This is a genomic window from Lysinibacillus antri (assembly GCF_003977595.1).
Taxonomy (GTDB): Bacteria; Bacillota; Bacilli; order Bacillales_A; family Planococcaceae; genus Ureibacillus; species Ureibacillus antri.
Genome location: NZ_RYYR01000008.1, coordinates 83,074 through 99,660, shown reverse-complemented (window position 1 = coordinate 99,660; position 16,587 = coordinate 83,074). Strand labels below are relative to the sequence as shown.

Here is a 16,587-nt window from a genome sequence, read left to right as displayed (position 1 = left end):
GAGAGCTGCGTTTGTTCGTCTTTACGAGCAATTGTCAGCTCTTTCTACTATTTTAGGAAGGAATGATACAGATGAAAGATGTGTATTTATTTAGTGGTTTTTTAGGAAGTGGTAAAACTTCGATGTTAACAGATGTGTTACGACAATTTAAAGAAAAAGGATTAAAACCTGCAGTTATTATGAATGAACTGGGGAAGCTACCCTTCGACTCACAAGCAGTTGGAGAAGATGTCCCACTGAAGGAAATGTTAGAAGGTTGTATATGTTGTTCTGGCGCAGAAAAAACAGAGGCGCAAATTCAATCATTATTAGCAGATGAAGATTTTGACGTATTAATCATTGAAACGACTGGAGCTGCCCATCCTGTAGAAGCATTAGACGCGGTATATTCCCCATTATTTGCAGAACAACTTAATATTAAAGGGATTGTTACGGTGGCAGATAGTAAGCTTTGGCTTCAAAAAGAGTCGTTAACACCGCAAGTGCGTACGTTATTTTTAGAACAAATTCGACATGCCCATTTGTTACTTGCCAATAAAATGGATTTATTAAATGATTCAGAGCAGGGAAAAGTCGTTTTTGAAATGCAAGGGTTAAATCCTAATGCATTCATTTTACAAACAACGAATGGACGAGTTCCATTACATCTACTAGAAAGTTTACAATCTTCTACCCAAAAATCTAGTAATGAAATTCAATCAGTTCACGTTGGGAAACAGCTGCAATTGAGTTCGCGTTTAATCGAATTTAATCATAGTTTTACGCAAGAACAATTTGAAGACTGGGTAAGATCATTACCGAGTACCGTTTATCGAATAAAGGGATATGTACCGATTGAGGGAATTTCTAGACCGATGTTATTCCAATATGCGTATGGATTAGTACAATGGTTACCTGAATATATCAATATGCCTCCAAAGGTCGTGATGATCGGTGAAAATATTCAGCACATCCATGTAATTGGAGACGAATAAAGGAAATGTTCGTGTAATAATTGAAAAAGTATTGTATTTTAATGCGTAACGCAAAAAGTTGTCAATAGCATTTTGCGTGTAGTTGTTTCTTCAATAGGAAAATTTTATGTAAATAGTAGAGTTGAAACTATGTAGTTTAATAGATTTGCAAGATTATTTGGTTCTGTTACCAACATATGGACCAATTATGACAAAAAACCTCCCTTATGATTAGTTGTGAGAGGGGGCAATACAAAATGAAAAAATGGTTTATCACATTTTGTGCTTTAGGTTTATTCGCAACTCAAGTTCCAGCAGCAGATGCTGCAGCAAACAAAGAGGAGGTAAAAAACGACTCAATTCAATCTTATGTAAAGGTAATTCAAATTGATCAACAAGAAGTGTTTAAAGCACTTAATAATAAAGAAGAGTTACAAAAGTTTTCTCTTAAACTACTAAAATCAAATGTAGATTTAGAGAAATTACTCGCTTCGCATAACATTAAATTAAATAAAGACGCAGTGAAAAAATTAGTAGAGGCTAATAAAACAGTTTCAAAAACACAAGCAAATAAAAATACTGTAGAAGAAAAGAAAACAACGACAACTCCAGTGAAACAAACAGTACCAACAAAAACTGAAGATAAAAAAGAAGCGCCTGTTGTTACAACACCTGCTCCACAACCAGCAGCAAACAATAACGCTACGCAAAATAAAACAGAACAAGCTACAAAACCGACAACGAGTGCACCTGTTAATACTTCAGCATCACAATTTGAAAAACAAGTTGTAGAATTAACAAATGCAGAACGTGCAAAAGCGGGTCTTGCACCACTTCAAATGGATACGCCATTAATGGCCGTAGCACGTGAGAAATCAGCAGATATGTCAAAAAATAATTATTTCTCACATACTAGCCCAACATATGGTAGTCCTTTTGATCAAATGAAAGCTGCTGGCATTTCTTATAAAGCAGCAGGTGAAAATATTGCACAAGGTCAAAAAACACCTGAACAAGTAGTCCAAGCTTGGATGAACTCTGAAGGTCACCGTGCAAACATTTTAAATGGTAGCTTCACACATATCGGTGTAGGGTATGTTGCGGATGGGAACTACTGGACACAACAATTTATCCAAAAATAATTTCATCGTTTCAAATATTAGCCGAGTTAAGACTTTGTTCTTGCTCGGTTTTTTCTTTGTTTTATTTTCTCCATAATTTGTTTATTTTTGAGTAATAAATGGAAATACTTGAAGTTACTTAGAGGAGGGGGTTGAAATGACTGAACAGCAGGATCAACAACAAATCATTTTAACGAAATTAAAAAATAGCTTTTATAATTCTGCTGATTTTGTCGCAAAGCCAATTAGTTGGTGGGACAATGAAATCGCTATTTTATGTTTTTACTCCTCCATTGTCAATAAGGCAGATGTAGAACGAATTATGTATTTTTTTAAGGAACATATACGTGATGATAATTTATATTGGGGAGAATCTGTTTATACAACCGTCATCCCTTTAGATGAAAAACAACTGGCAAAATTCCTTTGCGATGGTGAAACGGTTGTTGTTCGCCTAAAAACAAAAGAAATGATTCGAATTAGTCTTCCTGAAATGGCTTATAGACAAACAGATGAACCAACTAGTGAACACGTTTTACAAGGCTCGAGGGAAGGGTTAGTTGAAAACTTTGATGTTAATTTATCTTTAATTCGGAAACGTATTAAAAGTCATAAATTAGTCGTAAAACAAAAATCAATAGGGGATGAAACCAATACAACGGTTTACTATTTCTATATGGCAGATCTAGTGGACGAAGAGGCGTTGCAACTAATTGAACAAAGATTAGATAACATTAAAATCGATATTCTTTATAGTGTGGGTCAACTGACAGATTATTTAGAAGATCATGTCTGGTCTCCTTTTCCACAACTTTTGAAAACAGAAAGATCAGACCGGATTGCAGCTGGAGTACTTGAAGGAAGGATTGCGGTGATATCAGATTTATCTTCGACGGCGTTAATCGGACCTGTCTCTTTTTTCACCTTTTATCAAACTCCTGATGATTTTAATGGTAGGGCTATTACTGGTTCTTTTTATCGCATGTTGCGTATTTTTAGTTTCATCTTAGCCATTTTTTTACCAGCGTTTTATATAGCCGTAATCAGCTTTCATTTTGAAATTTTACCTTTAGAGCTTTCTAATCAAATAAAAACGGATATTAATAACATTCCTTATAGACCGATATTAGAGGCTTTTATTTTAGAGCTGACGCTAGAGCTAATAAGGGAAGCGAGTATACGATTACCAACAGCGGTTGGTCAAACGATCGGGATTGTTGGAGGACTTGTGATCGGGGATGCCATTGTAAATGCTGGTCTTGTTTCGAATATGATGGTAATTGTGGTTGCCTTTACTGCAATAGGAAGCTTTGTAATCCCTTCGACGGAAATGAATGGAACTGTAAGAATAATGCGTTTTCCTTTTATGATTTTGGCATCTTTCTTTGGTTTTTTAGGCATTGCATTTGGAGCGGCCATTTTACTAATTCATCTTTTAAATCTAACATCATTAAAAAGGCCCTATTTTACACCACTTATTCCATTCTTACCGAAGGAACTATATAAAATCTTTATTCGTGAGCCATTTTTCAAGCCAGGAAAACAAGTGAAAAGCTTTTCGCCTAAAGAGGATCGAAAACTATGAAGATAAGTCTTTCACGTATACAATTTTTCATGTTATTGTTCCCACTGTTTACTGGGTTTGTATATATTTCTATTCAATCGATAATCATTGACAGTGGTAAGCGAGCAGCTTGGCTAATTTTTATTGTTGCCTCTATATTGGTTTATTTATTGTTTATTTTATATGAAAAAACCTATAAGTATTTTATTTTAGGCAAAGTGTCGTCGGTTATATATCAAATTTATTGGCTATTCCATTTATCACTTCTAGTCTCTTATACAATATTTGTTGTATCGACTTGGATGAGTCCGAATACGCCAAAATATGCATTACTACTAATGTTACTAATACCTAGTCTATATGCTAGTTTAAGTAGGGCAGAAACAGCGGTAAATATAGGTGCTATTTTTGGAACATTTATTATTTTTTTTATTATTTTTATTTTAAATGCTGCGGATGATTTCGAATACAGAAATCTCGTACCAACTTCTGAAAGTGGGTTGAAAGAATGGATATGGGGGTTAATCTATAGTTTTAGCGCTTATCGAAATATGGAATGCTATTTGATATTAAGAAAATACGTGATGAAGAATGAAAAAATTGCTGGGAAACCCCTATTTTATTTTGTATTCCTTTTATTTTTCATGTATATGTTCTCCATCATAACAGTTAGTTTGTATTTCAGCCTAGATGAATTTCGATTTATTTCAGAGCCACTACTCTATATATTGCATACGCAAGAGGTTACCTTTATTAAGCGTTTAGATCTTATTTTTGTATTTTTCTGGGTATTAATTACAATCATTACGATTATTAATTTTATACTTGTAGTGAAATTAGTTCATTTTAAAAAGAAACGAAAATATACAAAAATGAGAATTGTTTTGTACCATATTCTTATTTTTATATTTGCATACTATTTTGCAAACTTTGCGGATTTACAATGGATTAGGGTACGTTATTGGATTACCTTTCCTATATTCGGAGTACTATTACCTATAATGATCATTACATGGAATAAAGTAAGGGGGCGAACTATATTCGATTCATCCAATTCATCATCATAATTGTTTTACTTACAGGTTGTTGGGATGAACGTTTATATAAGGAGCATTCCGTAGTTTCTCTTGCAGGTATGGAGGGTACTCTGGGTGATATGAAAGGAATTTATGCTTATTCGGAAGCGTTACAAGATAGTACTGAGATCACGGTTATTGAGGCTGAAGGAAAATCTCCTCGAGAAGTACGATTAAATGCAGAAATGAAAGTTGAACAATCAATTGATTTGTCCATGTTATCTGCATTTATACTTGGTGAAGACTTAGCTACTGACGGCCTTGAGAAATATTTAGATGTATTTTATCGGGACCCATATAACTCATTAACAGCCTTTGTTGTAATCGCAAAGGGAAGCGTGAAAGATTATATTGATGCAAGTAAATCTTGGTCTGCTGAAGCAGGAGAGTATTACTCAAGGCTTATACGAAGCGCAGAAATACTATCATACGTACCTGAATACACACTTCAAACGACAGGAGCAACATTAAACTCGAAAGGGACTGATTTAGTATTACCGTATATTACTTTAGATGAGAAACAGCAAAGACCACAATTAGGGGGGGTTGCGTTGTTTTCAAAAGGAAAGTATACAGGAAGAGTACTAAAACCTGATCAGTCCAAGGTTATTGGTCTATTGTTACAAAAAAAGGGACGTAAAATACAATTTTCATTTTTTTATAATAATAAACCACTCTCTATTACAGTGATGGATGTAAAGAAGAAATGGAAAGTGACATCATCAAATTCAATAAAACTTGATTATGATTTACAAATGGATATTCAAGAATTAAGCGGCGATAACTTAACGGATACGAAAAAAATACCTGAGATTGAAAAATTTCTTGAACAGAAAATAACAGAAGAAATTGAAAAAGTAATTACGGTTTTACAGGAAGAGAAAAGTGATGTACTTGGAGTGGGCAATTTTGTAAGAGTAGCGAAGCCTGAAATGTTTGATGAAAATTGGCATGAAACATTTGCAGAATTGGATATCGCAGTAAATGTTAAAGGAAAAATATTAAAAGTAGGGATCATTAAATAAAAAATCAGTCATTCGTGGCTGGTTTTTTATTTGCGGATAGGAAAGTATAAGTTTACGGATATCCGCATAAGAAAAGACATCGGTTTGTCGTATTGTGGCGACAAACCGTGTTTTTCTAATACTACTTTTGTTTTCTCATTGTTCCGATTGACAATTATGGTACAATATTGACTAAAGTCCAAGTTGGATCGTTTCATCATGGATCGTTTATTTTTATCATATAGTAAGAATTAAAGCTTTATTTAGATAGGAGATTTTGTGTGAAACAAAAATCAATTATTTTAACAGGCGGTGGAACGGCTGGGCACGTTTCATTAAATCAAGCCATTATCCCAACATTCCTTTCAGAAGGTTATGATGTACATTATATAGGTTCTCATGATGGCATAGAAAAAGAATTAATTACGAATAGTTTCCCAAACGTACCCTACCATAGTATTTCAAGTGGAAAACTACGTCGGTACTTTTCGATGAAGAACTTTACCGATCCTTTTAAAGTACTTGCTGGAGTGGGGCAAGCCTTTAAGGTAATACGTAAAGTCAAACCATCGATTATCTTTTCAAAGGGTGGTTTTGTATCAGTGCCCGTTGTAATTGCTGCTAAATTAGCAAATGTGCCGGTTGTTGTCCATGAATCGGATGTTACGCCGGGCCTTGCAAACCGAATTGCTTTACCTTTTGCATCCCATGTATTTACGATCTTTGAAGATACATTAAAATATTTACCCGAAGACAAAGCGACATGTACAGGTTCGATTGTTCGAAATCAATTGTTTGAAGGAAACAAATCGCGCGGATTACAACTTTGTGGCTTTGAAGAAAATAAAAAAGTACTCCTTGTGATGGGGGGGAGTTTAGGATCGATTGTATTAAATGATGCCCTTCGCAGCAATTTACCGGAGTTATTGACGAAATTTAATATTATTCATCTTTGTGGGAAAGGCAATGTGGATACTTCTTTAGATAGTTTGAAAGGGTATAAACAGTTTGACTATGTGACGACTGAGTTGCCTGATTTATTATATGTAGCAGATTTAATCGTTTCACGAGCAGGTTCGAATTCCATTTTTGAATTTTTAGCATTAAGAAAGCCAATGCTCTTAATCCCTCTATCGGCATCGAAAAGTAGGGGAGATCAAATATTGAATGCTTCTATTTTTGAGAACCAAGGTTTTGCGGTGACCCTCGAGGAAGAACAATTATCGAAAAATAGTTTTATGAAGTCAGTGGAGACGTTAGTAAGAAGAGAATCGATCATCATTGATGCAATGGAAAAAGCAGAAAGTCCAAAAACACCTGAAGAGATGGTTATGTTAATTACCCAATATCAGAAGGAAATGTAAAAACTTAAGTAGTAAAGGGGGCGTTCAGAAAGTATTACACTTTCTGGTCACCTATACTTCTAATGATATAATATTGCTAAAAATCTGTGCTCCTGCGGTAGTAACAATAAATTGTCACGATCCTTGTCGCAAATAAGGCTTCCGAAAATTACTTTTCGGAAGCCTTATTTTTGAATTTTTTATGACATATTTCATTTATTTATAATGTATTTGTACACATAAGCGTATTGTAAAATTACATTGCCTGTTCTTCTTCGTTTGTCGTTTCGTTGGCAGTGACGATATAGAACAAGTCTTTTGGTATTTTGAAAAGATCAAATTTTACATCACCTGTATTAATTTCTTCGTAAAGTGCTGGATGTGAATCTTGTGCACATACAACATAAGGCAACTTTAAAGAAGCGCGCTTTGATTTTTCATTTTCTTTGCGGATTCTTAAGAAAACCGTATGAAAGTCTTTTTCAAAGAATAGTTCTGATAGAAAATCATGTTTTGCAATTCGATTATAGCCCATTCCTTGATAAGGTGCCCCTATCCATGTTCCAAGGAAACCGGCGCCATCTTGTATGTCAAACAGACTAATCGTACCTATTGGTTGACCAAAGTCACCAACAATGGTCCTTGAAATTGTCTTACCTATTTGTTCTTCTTCCAATAATTGTTTTGTCATAAATAAATACTCTTCAGCTGAGGAAGCTTTCTGACGAACAAATGGATAAACGGTTGGGTGGATCATTAATTGGTATAATTCGTTAGTTTCTGAAAGGTCCCGATGTTTTAACATGAGAAACGCCTCCTTTTTTAGGATAGTTGCAAATCAAAAAACTTTTTCATGTATGGCAACAAATCAAAATAATATACGGAAAGGATAACGACGTCAAACAATTTTTTTTCTTGTTAGAATAAGTTTGAATTTTCAAAAAACCAGCTTAAAAATAGTGCGAAATTACATACATTTTTGTAAGATAGATTGTGTTATTTATAGAAGATTATTTGCACCGAAATCTAAGGTGAAATAACTATATTAAAAAATGATTTATGATAATATCATATTATAAAAAATCAATTTTATACAAATAATTTCCCTTAAAAAAATAGATTTTTTATGTGTAAAAATTGTAAACAAAACTTAAAATTCTATACGAGTAGATTATGTTGCTTCAAGATAAATTTACAATTATGATAGAAGTAAATAAAGTAGGGAGAGAATGCCTATGAATAGAACGTTTTTTAAAGTACATGGATCTGGGAATTCATTTTATTTATATAATACCTCTGACGAAAATGAAATGGACTGGGTTAAATTAACAAAATGGCTATGCGATAAAGACAATGAAGGTGGAGCAGATGGGTTATTATTAGTACTTCCTTCAAACCATGCGGATGCTAAAATGCGCGTAATTAATGCTGACGGTTCCGAAGCCTCAATGTGTGGAAATGGACTACGTTGTGTAGCGAGATTTGTTTGTGACAATTTAGGTCTTGATAAAGCAGTGATCGAAACAATGAAAGCAGATTTAGAAGTTCGAAAAGAACATTCTATTTTTGAAGATATCCCAACATATGCTGTCGAAATATCTCCTGTGTCTTTTGAACTGAGTAGTTTACCTATGAACTATCATAATCAAACAGAAATCAAACATCAGATACTTAAGGAATTTTCACCCTCAATTAAATTTACAGCCGTTTCGGTGCCAAATCCTCATCTAATTGGTATTGTAGAAAAACGTTATATTGAGGATACGTATCACCAAAAATTACTGGCACAGTTTTTGAATAGTGAAAATGACTATTGTGTAGACGGCGTAAATGTAAGTTATGTGCACAAATTGAAAAATGACACAATTTTTGTCAGAACATTTGAACGTGGTGTTGGATTTACAAATGCTTGTGGAACAGCGATGACTGCATCAGCCCTTGTGTCAAAACTTAATGGGTTAGTAGATACGAATGTTGTCACTGTTTTAAACCCTGGTGGATTCGTCAAATGTGAAGTCATACAAAAAGATACCGATGCTTTTGAGCTTACGTTAATCGGAAATGCTACAATCGTCTCTGAATATGTCCTACAAACGGAACAAAATAACTATCAATTCATTAATCGAAAAGATACAGAAGAGCAAAAACAATATGAAAAGTGTATTCAACTAGTTAATAAAGAGCTTGCTTCTCTGTCTTGAACCGCACATTAGGAGGTGCGTAAAATGTCGTTAACAATTCTTCCGAAAGAACAATTTGAATTATTATTTGGGAAAAGCAATGATTTTGTTTATTATCTAGAAAAAAATGAGGAAGATTATAAATATATTTATATAAATAAGAAGTCTTTACAACTACTTTCGGAAGATGCAATTGGTAAAAACATGACGGAAATCATGAATAAAGGCCAATATGAACTGATTATTGAACACTATAATCTAGCATTAGAAAAGAAAGAACAAGTAAATTATGAGGATTATAGCTATGTAGATTCTGAAGTTCGAAAATATGAAACATCGGTCTTGCCAATCATTCATGATGGAAAAGAATGTATTTTAGCGATTACGAAAGAAATTTCTTTTGATCGGGATTTGCAGGATAAATATTTATTTATGCGGTCCGTATTTTTTAATACATTTTTATCTACGGTCTTAATATCGAGTGATGGGCGTTTACTCGAAGCAAATCCGCAGTTTTTACAAGATTTTAATTTGGATATAGAAGAAGTTCGTTGGCAATACTTTGTTGACTTGCCAATTACTTCTAATCAAGAACCTGAACAATTAAAACTTTTATTGAAGGAGGCTTGTGAGGGGAAGAACTTATCTTCTAAGCTTTTATCCTTTGTTGATAAAGAGGGTGCAAAAAGAAGTTTTTCAGCTACTTTTTCGCCAATCTATCAAAATGATCAAGAATCCACTGTTGTAGGAATATTTATTATTTTGCAAGAAATTACTGATTTCCTCCAACAAGAGCAGCAATTGCGCATTACTTCAAATGGGCTATCCAATTTTAAATATGCCATTAATAGTACCGCGGAAGTATCCCTTACAGATTTAGAGGGTGTCATTATCGAGGTAAATGAACGATTTATTGAACAATCGGGCTATAGCCGAGAAGAACTAATAGGAAACACCCATAAAATCTTAAATTCCCGGTTCCATTCTGCTGAGTTTTTCAAAAATCTATGGGATACCATTCAAAATGGTGATGTTTGGCGTGGGGAAATCTGTAATCGAACAAAACTAGGCGTTCCATATTGGGTGGATACAACGATTATTCCGCTTTTAGATGAAATGGGGCACATACAACAGTATATGTCGGTTCGATATAACATCACACAAAAAAAACAAATGTTAACGGAATTACGGAATATTGAACATATGTTTCGTATGATTACCGAAAATACGAGTGATTTAATTGTTATTACAAATGAAGATGGGATTATTCTTTATGCTTCTAATGCCTATACAACAAAACTTGGATATAAAGATGAAGAGTTAATCGGACAATTTTATACGAAACTATTAACTGCCGAGAGTAGGGAAATTTGGAATACTGAAATATACAATATAGAATCGAAGAATAATTCAAAAATTGAACTTATACACAAATCTAAAGATGGGGATATATCTTGGTGTGAATGTAACTATACAATTGTCAACGATTATTCACGAAATCGCGGAAGCCGAATTATTATGGTTGCTAGAGAAATAACAGAGCGTAAAAAGTTTGAAAATCAATTGCTATTCCTTGCTTTCCATGATTCACTCACGCAATTACCAAATCGACGTTATATTCAAAAGGAATTTCCTATACTTTTAGAAAAAGCAAAAATAAAGGATCAATCCGTTGCAGTGCTCTATGTCGATGGTGATAATTTTAAAGAGGTAAATGATCGATTTGGTCATGAGGTTGGCGACGAATTTTTAACTGAATTCGGTAATGCCCTATCAAGTAGTGTTCGTTCCAATGATTTAGTTGTACGACTTGGTGGCGATGAATTTTGTATCATCCTTACTGACCTTGTAAAAAATCAGCAAAAACGCAATGAACAAGTAAAACTAATTATCAAACGAATTAAAGAAACTTTAGAAAAAGGATGGATGATTTCAAGCCATCATTTCAAACCAACGACTTCAATTGGTATTTCGTTTTATCCCGATCATGGCTCAAAACTTGAAGCATTACTAGACTGTGCGGATCAAGCGCTGTATGCTACAAAATCAATGTCCAAAAATAACTATAAATTTTATGAAGATTAATTGTGGTTTTTAGAATAAATGTATAATTGTTTAGCGTTTGAATAGTGTCTAATCAACTCCACATTTCTTACCAAAGTCTCGTTTTTAAGTTAAACTTAGAACGAGGCTTTTTCTATTTAAATAAATGATGACAAAAGGTGAGCATATGAATAAACGAATATTACTCGTTGAAGATGAAAAAAATATTGCACGTTTTGTTGAACTTGAGTTAAAACATGAACAATTTGAAGTAACCGTCACATACGATGGGAGAGAAGGGTTAAACAAAGCATTAGAGGAATCCTTTGACTGTATTTTGTTAGACGTCATGTTGCCCGGGTTAAATGGCATTGAAGTGTGCCGAAGAGTCCGTGCCCAATCCAACGTACCCATCATATTAATAACTGCTCGGGATGCTGTGATGGACAGAGTGGCAGGTCTAGATGCAGGAGCGGATGATTATATTGTCAAACCCTTTGCAATCGAGGAGTTACTAGCCCGAATACGATCAATTTTAAGACGCGTTAGTAATAATGAAGTGACTGAAAAAGAAGAACAGGTTCAAGTTCGAGATATTGTCATTTACCCGTCTTCTTATGAGGTTTATTTTAAAGGAGAAAAATTAGAGCTAACAAAGACCGAATACGATTTATTAAAATTACTTTGTGAAAATAAAAATCGAGTATGCCCTAGAGAAATGATTTTACAAACTGTCTGGGGATATGACTCTGAAGTTGAAACAAATGTAATCGATGTTTATATTCGCCATTTACGGATGAAACTAAAAACAGAACAATCACCATATATTGAAACGGTGCGTGGTGTAGGGTATGTGGTGAGAGAATGAATAAACTAAAAGTATTGATCGTTAACCAATCTTTAAAAAAGAAATGGACATTGTCAACGGCGATCGTTATTTTCATAAGCTATGCCGCCATCTGTATGTTAACCTATTTTGCCCTTTATTCGTGGCTCATTCAAAATGAAGAAAATAATGCCATTCGCTCTATGGATGATTTAACATCCTTTTTTCATTCCAAATATTTTATTTCTATCGAAGAATTTCAAGGGAATACAGGTTTATTAAAAGCAATTGTCAATCAAGACCAAACCGTCCGAATCTTTAATTATGATGGGTATGAAGTTTTACGAATCAATGATGTGTCACCCGCTGCCCCAATAGAATTATCACCCGAACAGCTTGCAAATGCAGTTATATTAAAAGATGAGCTCGATGGGGAGGATGTCTTCATAGCACATCGAATTATTCAAATTGGTGGTTTTACTGGCGTTATGCAATTGATTCATCCTTTATCAACCTTTCAATCCATGATGCAGTATGTATTAACGGCGATGTTGATTGCTGGTGTTGGGGCAATGTTATTAGCAGGTTCCATCAGCTACTATCTAGCGAATTTATTAATTAAACCTTTGCAAGATTTGCGTGATTCTATGATTTCTGTACGAGATAAAGGCTTTGAGGAAAAAATAAATTTTTCTTATCAAGCGGATGACGAAATAGGTGATTTATTAAAAATCTATCGTGTTATGATGGAAGAATTGCAGAGTTCTTTTCTCAAACAACAACAATTTGTTTCGGATGCTTCCCATGAATTGAGAACGCCTATTCAAGCAATAGAAGGGCATTTATCTTTAATTAAGAGGTGGGGGAAAAATGATCCGCAAGTACTGGAAGAATCGATTAATACATCCCTTGAAGAGGTGTCACGTATAAAAAAGATGATAGAAGAGTTGTTAGATTTAGCAAGGAGTGAAAAGAGAGATGAATATGCATCCGCAAATATTGACAAAGTTCTACAGTCGTTAATTGAGGAATTTAAAATAATCTACTCAGAAGCTTCAATCGATGTAGACTTGGTAGGCAATCCAATCAATGCGAATATAACTGAAAATGCACTAGCCCAAATTGTACGCAACATAGTGGAAAACGGTATTCGATACAACCATAAAACACCTAAAATTAAAATCAATGTTCAATATTTATCTGAAAAAATTATTATGACGATCGCGGACAATGGTATTGGTATTGGTAAAGAGCACTTGCCCCATATATTCGATCGTTTTTATCGAGCAGATGCGTCACGGGAACATAAGGGGGGCGGAACTGGTTTAGGTTTAAGTATTACAAAGATGCTAGCAGAAAAATACAATGTGGAAATAGAGGTTAAAAGTAGCGAAGTAGACGGAACGACTTTTACTTTAATGCTCCCATTATGAAATTATATTATAAATATTTGACTTGAAAGTAGTACGTTTCAAAAAAATTAGCTTAATTTGTGAAAAATAGTTGTATTTTTTGTGAAGAGTAGTAAGATTGAGATGGAAAAAAAACGTTCTTCACTTATAAGCAATATGTTATTTTGTATTGTCGAAGAATGTTAAAATATGAAATAATATTTCAAGTAGAACAATGGAACTGCCATGTGGCAAAAATTTGGAGGTAATTCTCATGTCGAACAATGTATTATTTGCTGGTTCCCCTTGGTCAGCATTTTCTGGCCCTAACTTAGGCTATGTAATGGAACAATATGATTTGTTCTTACAAAATCCAGCTGAAGTAGAGCCGGAATTAGCAGCACTTTTCCAACAATTTGGATCTCCTTTCGTAGAAGGTTCTGAAGCTGTTGTGACTGAGGGTGCGGCAAACGTACAATCAGGTAATATTAAAAAAATCTTTGCTGCAGTACAATTAGCAGATGCAATCCGTTCTTACGGACATTTAGCTGCAGATATTTACCCTTTAAAAGATCGTAAACTTGATTCATCAAGAATTGAACTTTCAACGTATGACTTAACAGATGCAGATCTTGCTGCAATGCCAGCATCATTATTCTTTAATAATGCCCCTGCAAGCGTTATCAATGGGAAACAAGCAGTTGATTACTTGCGTTCAATATATACAGGAAAAATCGCTTATGAATATGATCATGTAGCTGATGGCGAGCGCCAATGGATTCAAGAACAAATTGAATCAGGTGCTATTAAACGTAACTTAACTACAGAAGAGAAAAAAGTACTTTTAGACAGATTAACTCGTGTAGAAGACTTTGAAAAATTTATTCATAAAACATTCGTTGGTCAAAAACGCTTCTCAATCGAAGGGTTAGACACATTAGTTGTTTTACTTGATGAAATCGTAAAAGCTGCTGATGAAAAGAAAATGAACTATATGCAAATTGGTATGGCTCACCGTGGTCGTTTAAATGTTTTAACTCATGTGGTAAATAAGCCATATGATATGATGTTTGCTGACTTTGCACACGTACCAAATGATTACTTCTTCCCGAAAGACGGTTCTTTAGAGATTTCTAAAGGTTGGACTGGCGACGTGAAGTATCACATGGGTGCGACACATACAAAAAAATCAGGTTTAAAAGTTAAATTAGCCTACAACCCATCGCACTTAGAAGTTGTTAGCCCAGTGATTACAGGTTCAACTCGTGCAGCCCAAGAAGATACAACAAAACCAGGTAGACCAGTTCATGATCCAAGTAAAGCATTAGCAGTACTTGTACATGGTGATGCTGCATTTGCTGGTGAAGGGATCGTTCAAGAGGTATTTAACTATGCAAATACAACTGGTTTCACAACTGGTGGATCAATCCATATCATTTCAAACAATATGATTGGATTTACAACTGAGCATTATGATTCTCGTTCAACGAAATATTCTTCAGATGTTGCAAAAGGTTACGGCATTCCTGTAATTCACGTAAATGCAGATGACACTGAAGCAGTAGTACAAGTTGCTCGATTAGCATTCCAATACCGCGAAATCTTTGGCAAAGATATTTTAATAGACTTAATTGGATACCGTCGTTTTGGTCATAATGAAACAGATGATCCAACTGTAACTAACCCATTAACATATCAAATCGTTACAAAACACCCAACTGTTCGTGCTATCTATGGTCAACAACTTGTTCAAGAAGGCGTTGTAACAGAAGATCAAGTGAAAAAACTTGACGATGATGTTTATGCTGAAATGCAAAAATCTTACGACCATGTAAAAGAGGTTGGAGCAGAAAAAGGTCATTTCGAAATTGAAATGCCAGAAGCTGTTAAAAATGAATATCCTGAAGTTGAAACAGGGTTAGCGAAAGAAGATATTCAACAAATTAACGATGATCTTCTTGCTTGGCCAGAAAGTTTCAACCCACAAAATAAATTAGCAAAAATCTTAAAGAAACGTGTAGAAGCATTAGAAACAGACAAAATTGACTGGGGTCATGCTGAAACATTAGCGTTTGGAGCAATTTTACGTGATGGCAATCCAATCCGTATTACTGGTCAAGATGCTGAGCGTGGTACATTCTCTCAACGTCATTTAGTGTTGCACGATAAAGATAATGGTCAAGAATATACACCATTACATCACATCACAGATGCTAAAGCTTCATTTGCAGTACACAACTCACCATTAACTGAAACTGGTATTGTTGGTTTCGAGTATGGTTATAATTTAGAAAATGACAAAGCGTTAACAATTTGGGAAGGTCAATTTGGTGACTTTGCAAACATGGCACAAGTTATGTTTGATAACTTCATCTCATCTGCTCGTTCTAAGTGGGGACAAAAATCAGGATTAGTACTTCTATTACCTAACGCAATGGAAGGACAAGGACCAGAACACTCTTCAGCACGTATTGAACGTTATTTACAATTATCTGCTGAAAACAACTGGATCGTAGCGAACGTTTCTAATGCTGGAAACTACTTCCACTTATTACGTCGCCAAGCAAAAATGTTAGGCACAGAGGCAATGCGTCCATTAGTCATTACTTCTCCAAAATCATTATTACGTCATCCATTAGCTGCTGCGTCTTTAGAGCAATTAGCAAATGGCAAATTTGAAGAAGTAATTGAACAACCTGGATTAGGTACAAATGCGAAAAAAGTTGAACGCATTATCTTAGCATCTGGTAAAGTAACAATTGATTTAGCAGATCGTGTACAAAATGGAGAAGGTTATGATAATCTTCATATCGTTCGTGTAGAACAACTATATCCATTCCCTACACAAAAATTATCTGATATTATTGCGAAGTACCCTAATGCGAAAGAAATTGTTTGGGTACAAGAAGAGCCGAGAAACCAAGGACCATGGAAATATGCTTTAGAATATTTACTTGAACTTGCTGACGGTAAAAAGGTAAGATATGTTGGTCGTCCAGAAATGTCTTCTACTTCTGAAGGTGATATGGATTCACATAAAATCGCTCAAGCAAAAGTTATTGACGAAGCTTTAGCAAAATAAAACT

At 34.5% G+C, this 16,587-nt stretch carries 12 protein-coding genes; 11 read left to right on the top strand and 1 reads right to left on the bottom strand.

The genetic code is table 11. The annotated features are described in order from the left end of the window. Nucleotides 1-71 precede the first annotated feature (71 nt). From EK386_RS07705 to murG, 6 genes are all read left to right on the top strand, one after another. Nucleotides 72-974 (top strand): CobW family GTP-binding protein, encoded by a 903-nt coding sequence (locus EK386_RS07705; RefSeq protein WP_126658587.1) that lies wholly within the window; start codon nucleotides 72-74, stop codon nucleotides 972-974. 236 nt (nucleotides 975-1,210) lie between these two features. Continuing rightward, nucleotides 1,211-2,095: a CAP domain-containing protein gene (locus EK386_RS20810; protein ID WP_126658586.1), complete on the top strand. Its 885-nt coding sequence runs from the start codon at nucleotides 1,211-1,213 to the stop codon at nucleotides 2,093-2,095. 136 nt (nucleotides 2,096-2,231) lie between these two features. Next, nucleotides 2,232-3,659 carry a spore germination protein gene (locus EK386_RS07695; protein WP_126658584.1) on the top strand — a complete coding sequence of 476 codons (1,428 nt, stop codon included), beginning with the start codon at nucleotides 2,232-2,234 and terminating at the stop codon, nucleotides 3,657-3,659. Further along, the gene (locus tag EK386_RS07690; protein WP_126658582.1) at nucleotides 3,656-4,705 is read left to right on the top strand and encodes a GerAB/ArcD/ProY family transporter; all 1,050 of its coding nucleotides are present in this window, start codon (nucleotides 3,656-3,658) and stop codon (nucleotides 4,703-4,705) included. Before EK386_RS07695 ends, EK386_RS07690 begins: the two co-directional genes overlap by 4 nt. Further along, a complete protein-coding gene (locus EK386_RS07685) occupies nucleotides 4,678-5,739 on the top strand; it encodes a Ger(x)C family spore germination protein (RefSeq protein ID WP_126658580.1) in 1,062 nt (353 codons plus the stop codon). The genes EK386_RS07690 and EK386_RS07685 overlap by 28 nt, the downstream gene beginning before the upstream one ends. A 260-nt stretch (nucleotides 5,740-5,999) precedes the next feature. Then, nucleotides 6,000-7,082, top strand: a complete 1,083-nt coding sequence (gene murG / locus EK386_RS07680; RefSeq protein ID WP_126658578.1) for an undecaprenyldiphospho-muramoylpentapeptide beta-N-acetylglucosaminyltransferase — start codon at nucleotides 6,000-6,002, stop codon at nucleotides 7,080-7,082. A 235-nt stretch (nucleotides 7,083-7,317) separates the two neighbouring features. On the opposite strand, the gene EK386_RS07675 is transcribed toward murG, so the two are convergent. Then, nucleotides 7,318-7,866 (bottom strand): GNAT family N-acetyltransferase, encoded by a 549-nt coding sequence (locus EK386_RS07675; RefSeq protein WP_126658576.1) that lies wholly within the window; start codon nucleotides 7,864-7,866, stop codon nucleotides 7,318-7,320. A gap of 430 nt (nucleotides 7,867-8,296) precedes the next feature. Here EK386_RS07675 and dapF point away from each other — a divergent pair, with 430 nt between their 5' ends. From dapF to EK386_RS07650, 5 genes are all read left to right on the top strand, one after another. Continuing rightward, nucleotides 8,297-9,262 carry a diaminopimelate epimerase gene (gene dapF, locus EK386_RS07670; protein ID WP_126658574.1) on the top strand — a complete coding sequence of 322 codons (966 nt, stop codon included), beginning with the start codon at nucleotides 8,297-8,299 and terminating at the stop codon, nucleotides 9,260-9,262. A gap of 24 nt (nucleotides 9,263-9,286) precedes the next feature. Continuing rightward, the gene (locus tag EK386_RS07665) at nucleotides 9,287-11,326 is read left to right on the top strand and encodes a diguanylate cyclase domain-containing protein (RefSeq protein WP_126658572.1); all 2,040 of its coding nucleotides are present in this window, start codon (nucleotides 9,287-9,289) and stop codon (nucleotides 11,324-11,326) included. Between the two features lie 145 nt (nucleotides 11,327-11,471). Further along, a complete protein-coding gene (locus tag EK386_RS07660; protein WP_126658570.1) occupies nucleotides 11,472-12,152 on the top strand; it encodes a response regulator transcription factor in 681 nt (226 codons plus the stop codon). Continuing rightward, entirely contained in the window at nucleotides 12,149-13,543 is a 1,395-nt protein-coding gene (locus EK386_RS07655) for a HAMP domain-containing sensor histidine kinase (protein ID WP_126658568.1), read from the top strand. The genes EK386_RS07660 and EK386_RS07655 overlap by 4 nt, the downstream gene beginning before the upstream one ends. 232 nt (nucleotides 13,544-13,775) lie before the next feature. Beyond that, complete coding sequence (locus tag EK386_RS07650; RefSeq protein ID WP_126658566.1) at nucleotides 13,776-16,583, top strand: 2-oxoglutarate dehydrogenase E1 component; 2,808 nt, start codon at nucleotides 13,776-13,778, stop codon at nucleotides 16,581-16,583. Nucleotides 16,584-16,587: the final 4 nt, after the last annotated feature.

Excerpts from the sequence above, each read along its gene's own strand:
- EK386_RS07705 (WP_126658587.1), top strand. The coding sequence starts at position 72 with ATGAAAGATGTGTATTTATTTAGTGGTTTTTTAGGAAGTGGTAAAACT.
- EK386_RS20810 (WP_126658586.1), top strand. The coding sequence starts at position 1,211 with ATGAAAAAATGGTTTATCACATTTTGTGCTTTAGGTTTATTCGCAACT.
- EK386_RS07695 (WP_126658584.1), top strand. The coding sequence starts at position 2,232 with ATGACTGAACAGCAGGATCAACAACAAATCATTTTAACGAAATTAAAA.
- EK386_RS07690 (WP_126658582.1), top strand. The coding sequence starts at position 3,656 with ATGAAGATAAGTCTTTCACGTATACAATTTTTCATGTTATTGTTCCCA.
- EK386_RS07675 (WP_126658576.1), bottom strand. The coding sequence starts at position 7,866 with ATGTTAAAACATCGGGACCTTTCAGAAACTAACGAATTATACCAATTA.
- dapF (WP_126658574.1), top strand. The coding sequence starts at position 8,297 with ATGAATAGAACGTTTTTTAAAGTACATGGATCTGGGAATTCATTTTAT.
- EK386_RS07665 (WP_126658572.1), top strand. The coding sequence starts at position 9,287 with ATGTCGTTAACAATTCTTCCGAAAGAACAATTTGAATTATTATTTGGG.
- EK386_RS07660 (WP_126658570.1), top strand. The coding sequence starts at position 11,472 with ATGAATAAACGAATATTACTCGTTGAAGATGAAAAAAATATTGCACGT.
- EK386_RS07655 (WP_126658568.1), top strand. The coding sequence starts at position 12,149 with ATGAATAAACTAAAAGTATTGATCGTTAACCAATCTTTAAAAAAGAAA.
- EK386_RS07650 (WP_126658566.1), top strand. The coding sequence starts at position 13,776 with ATGTCGAACAATGTATTATTTGCTGGTTCCCCTTGGTCAGCATTTTCT.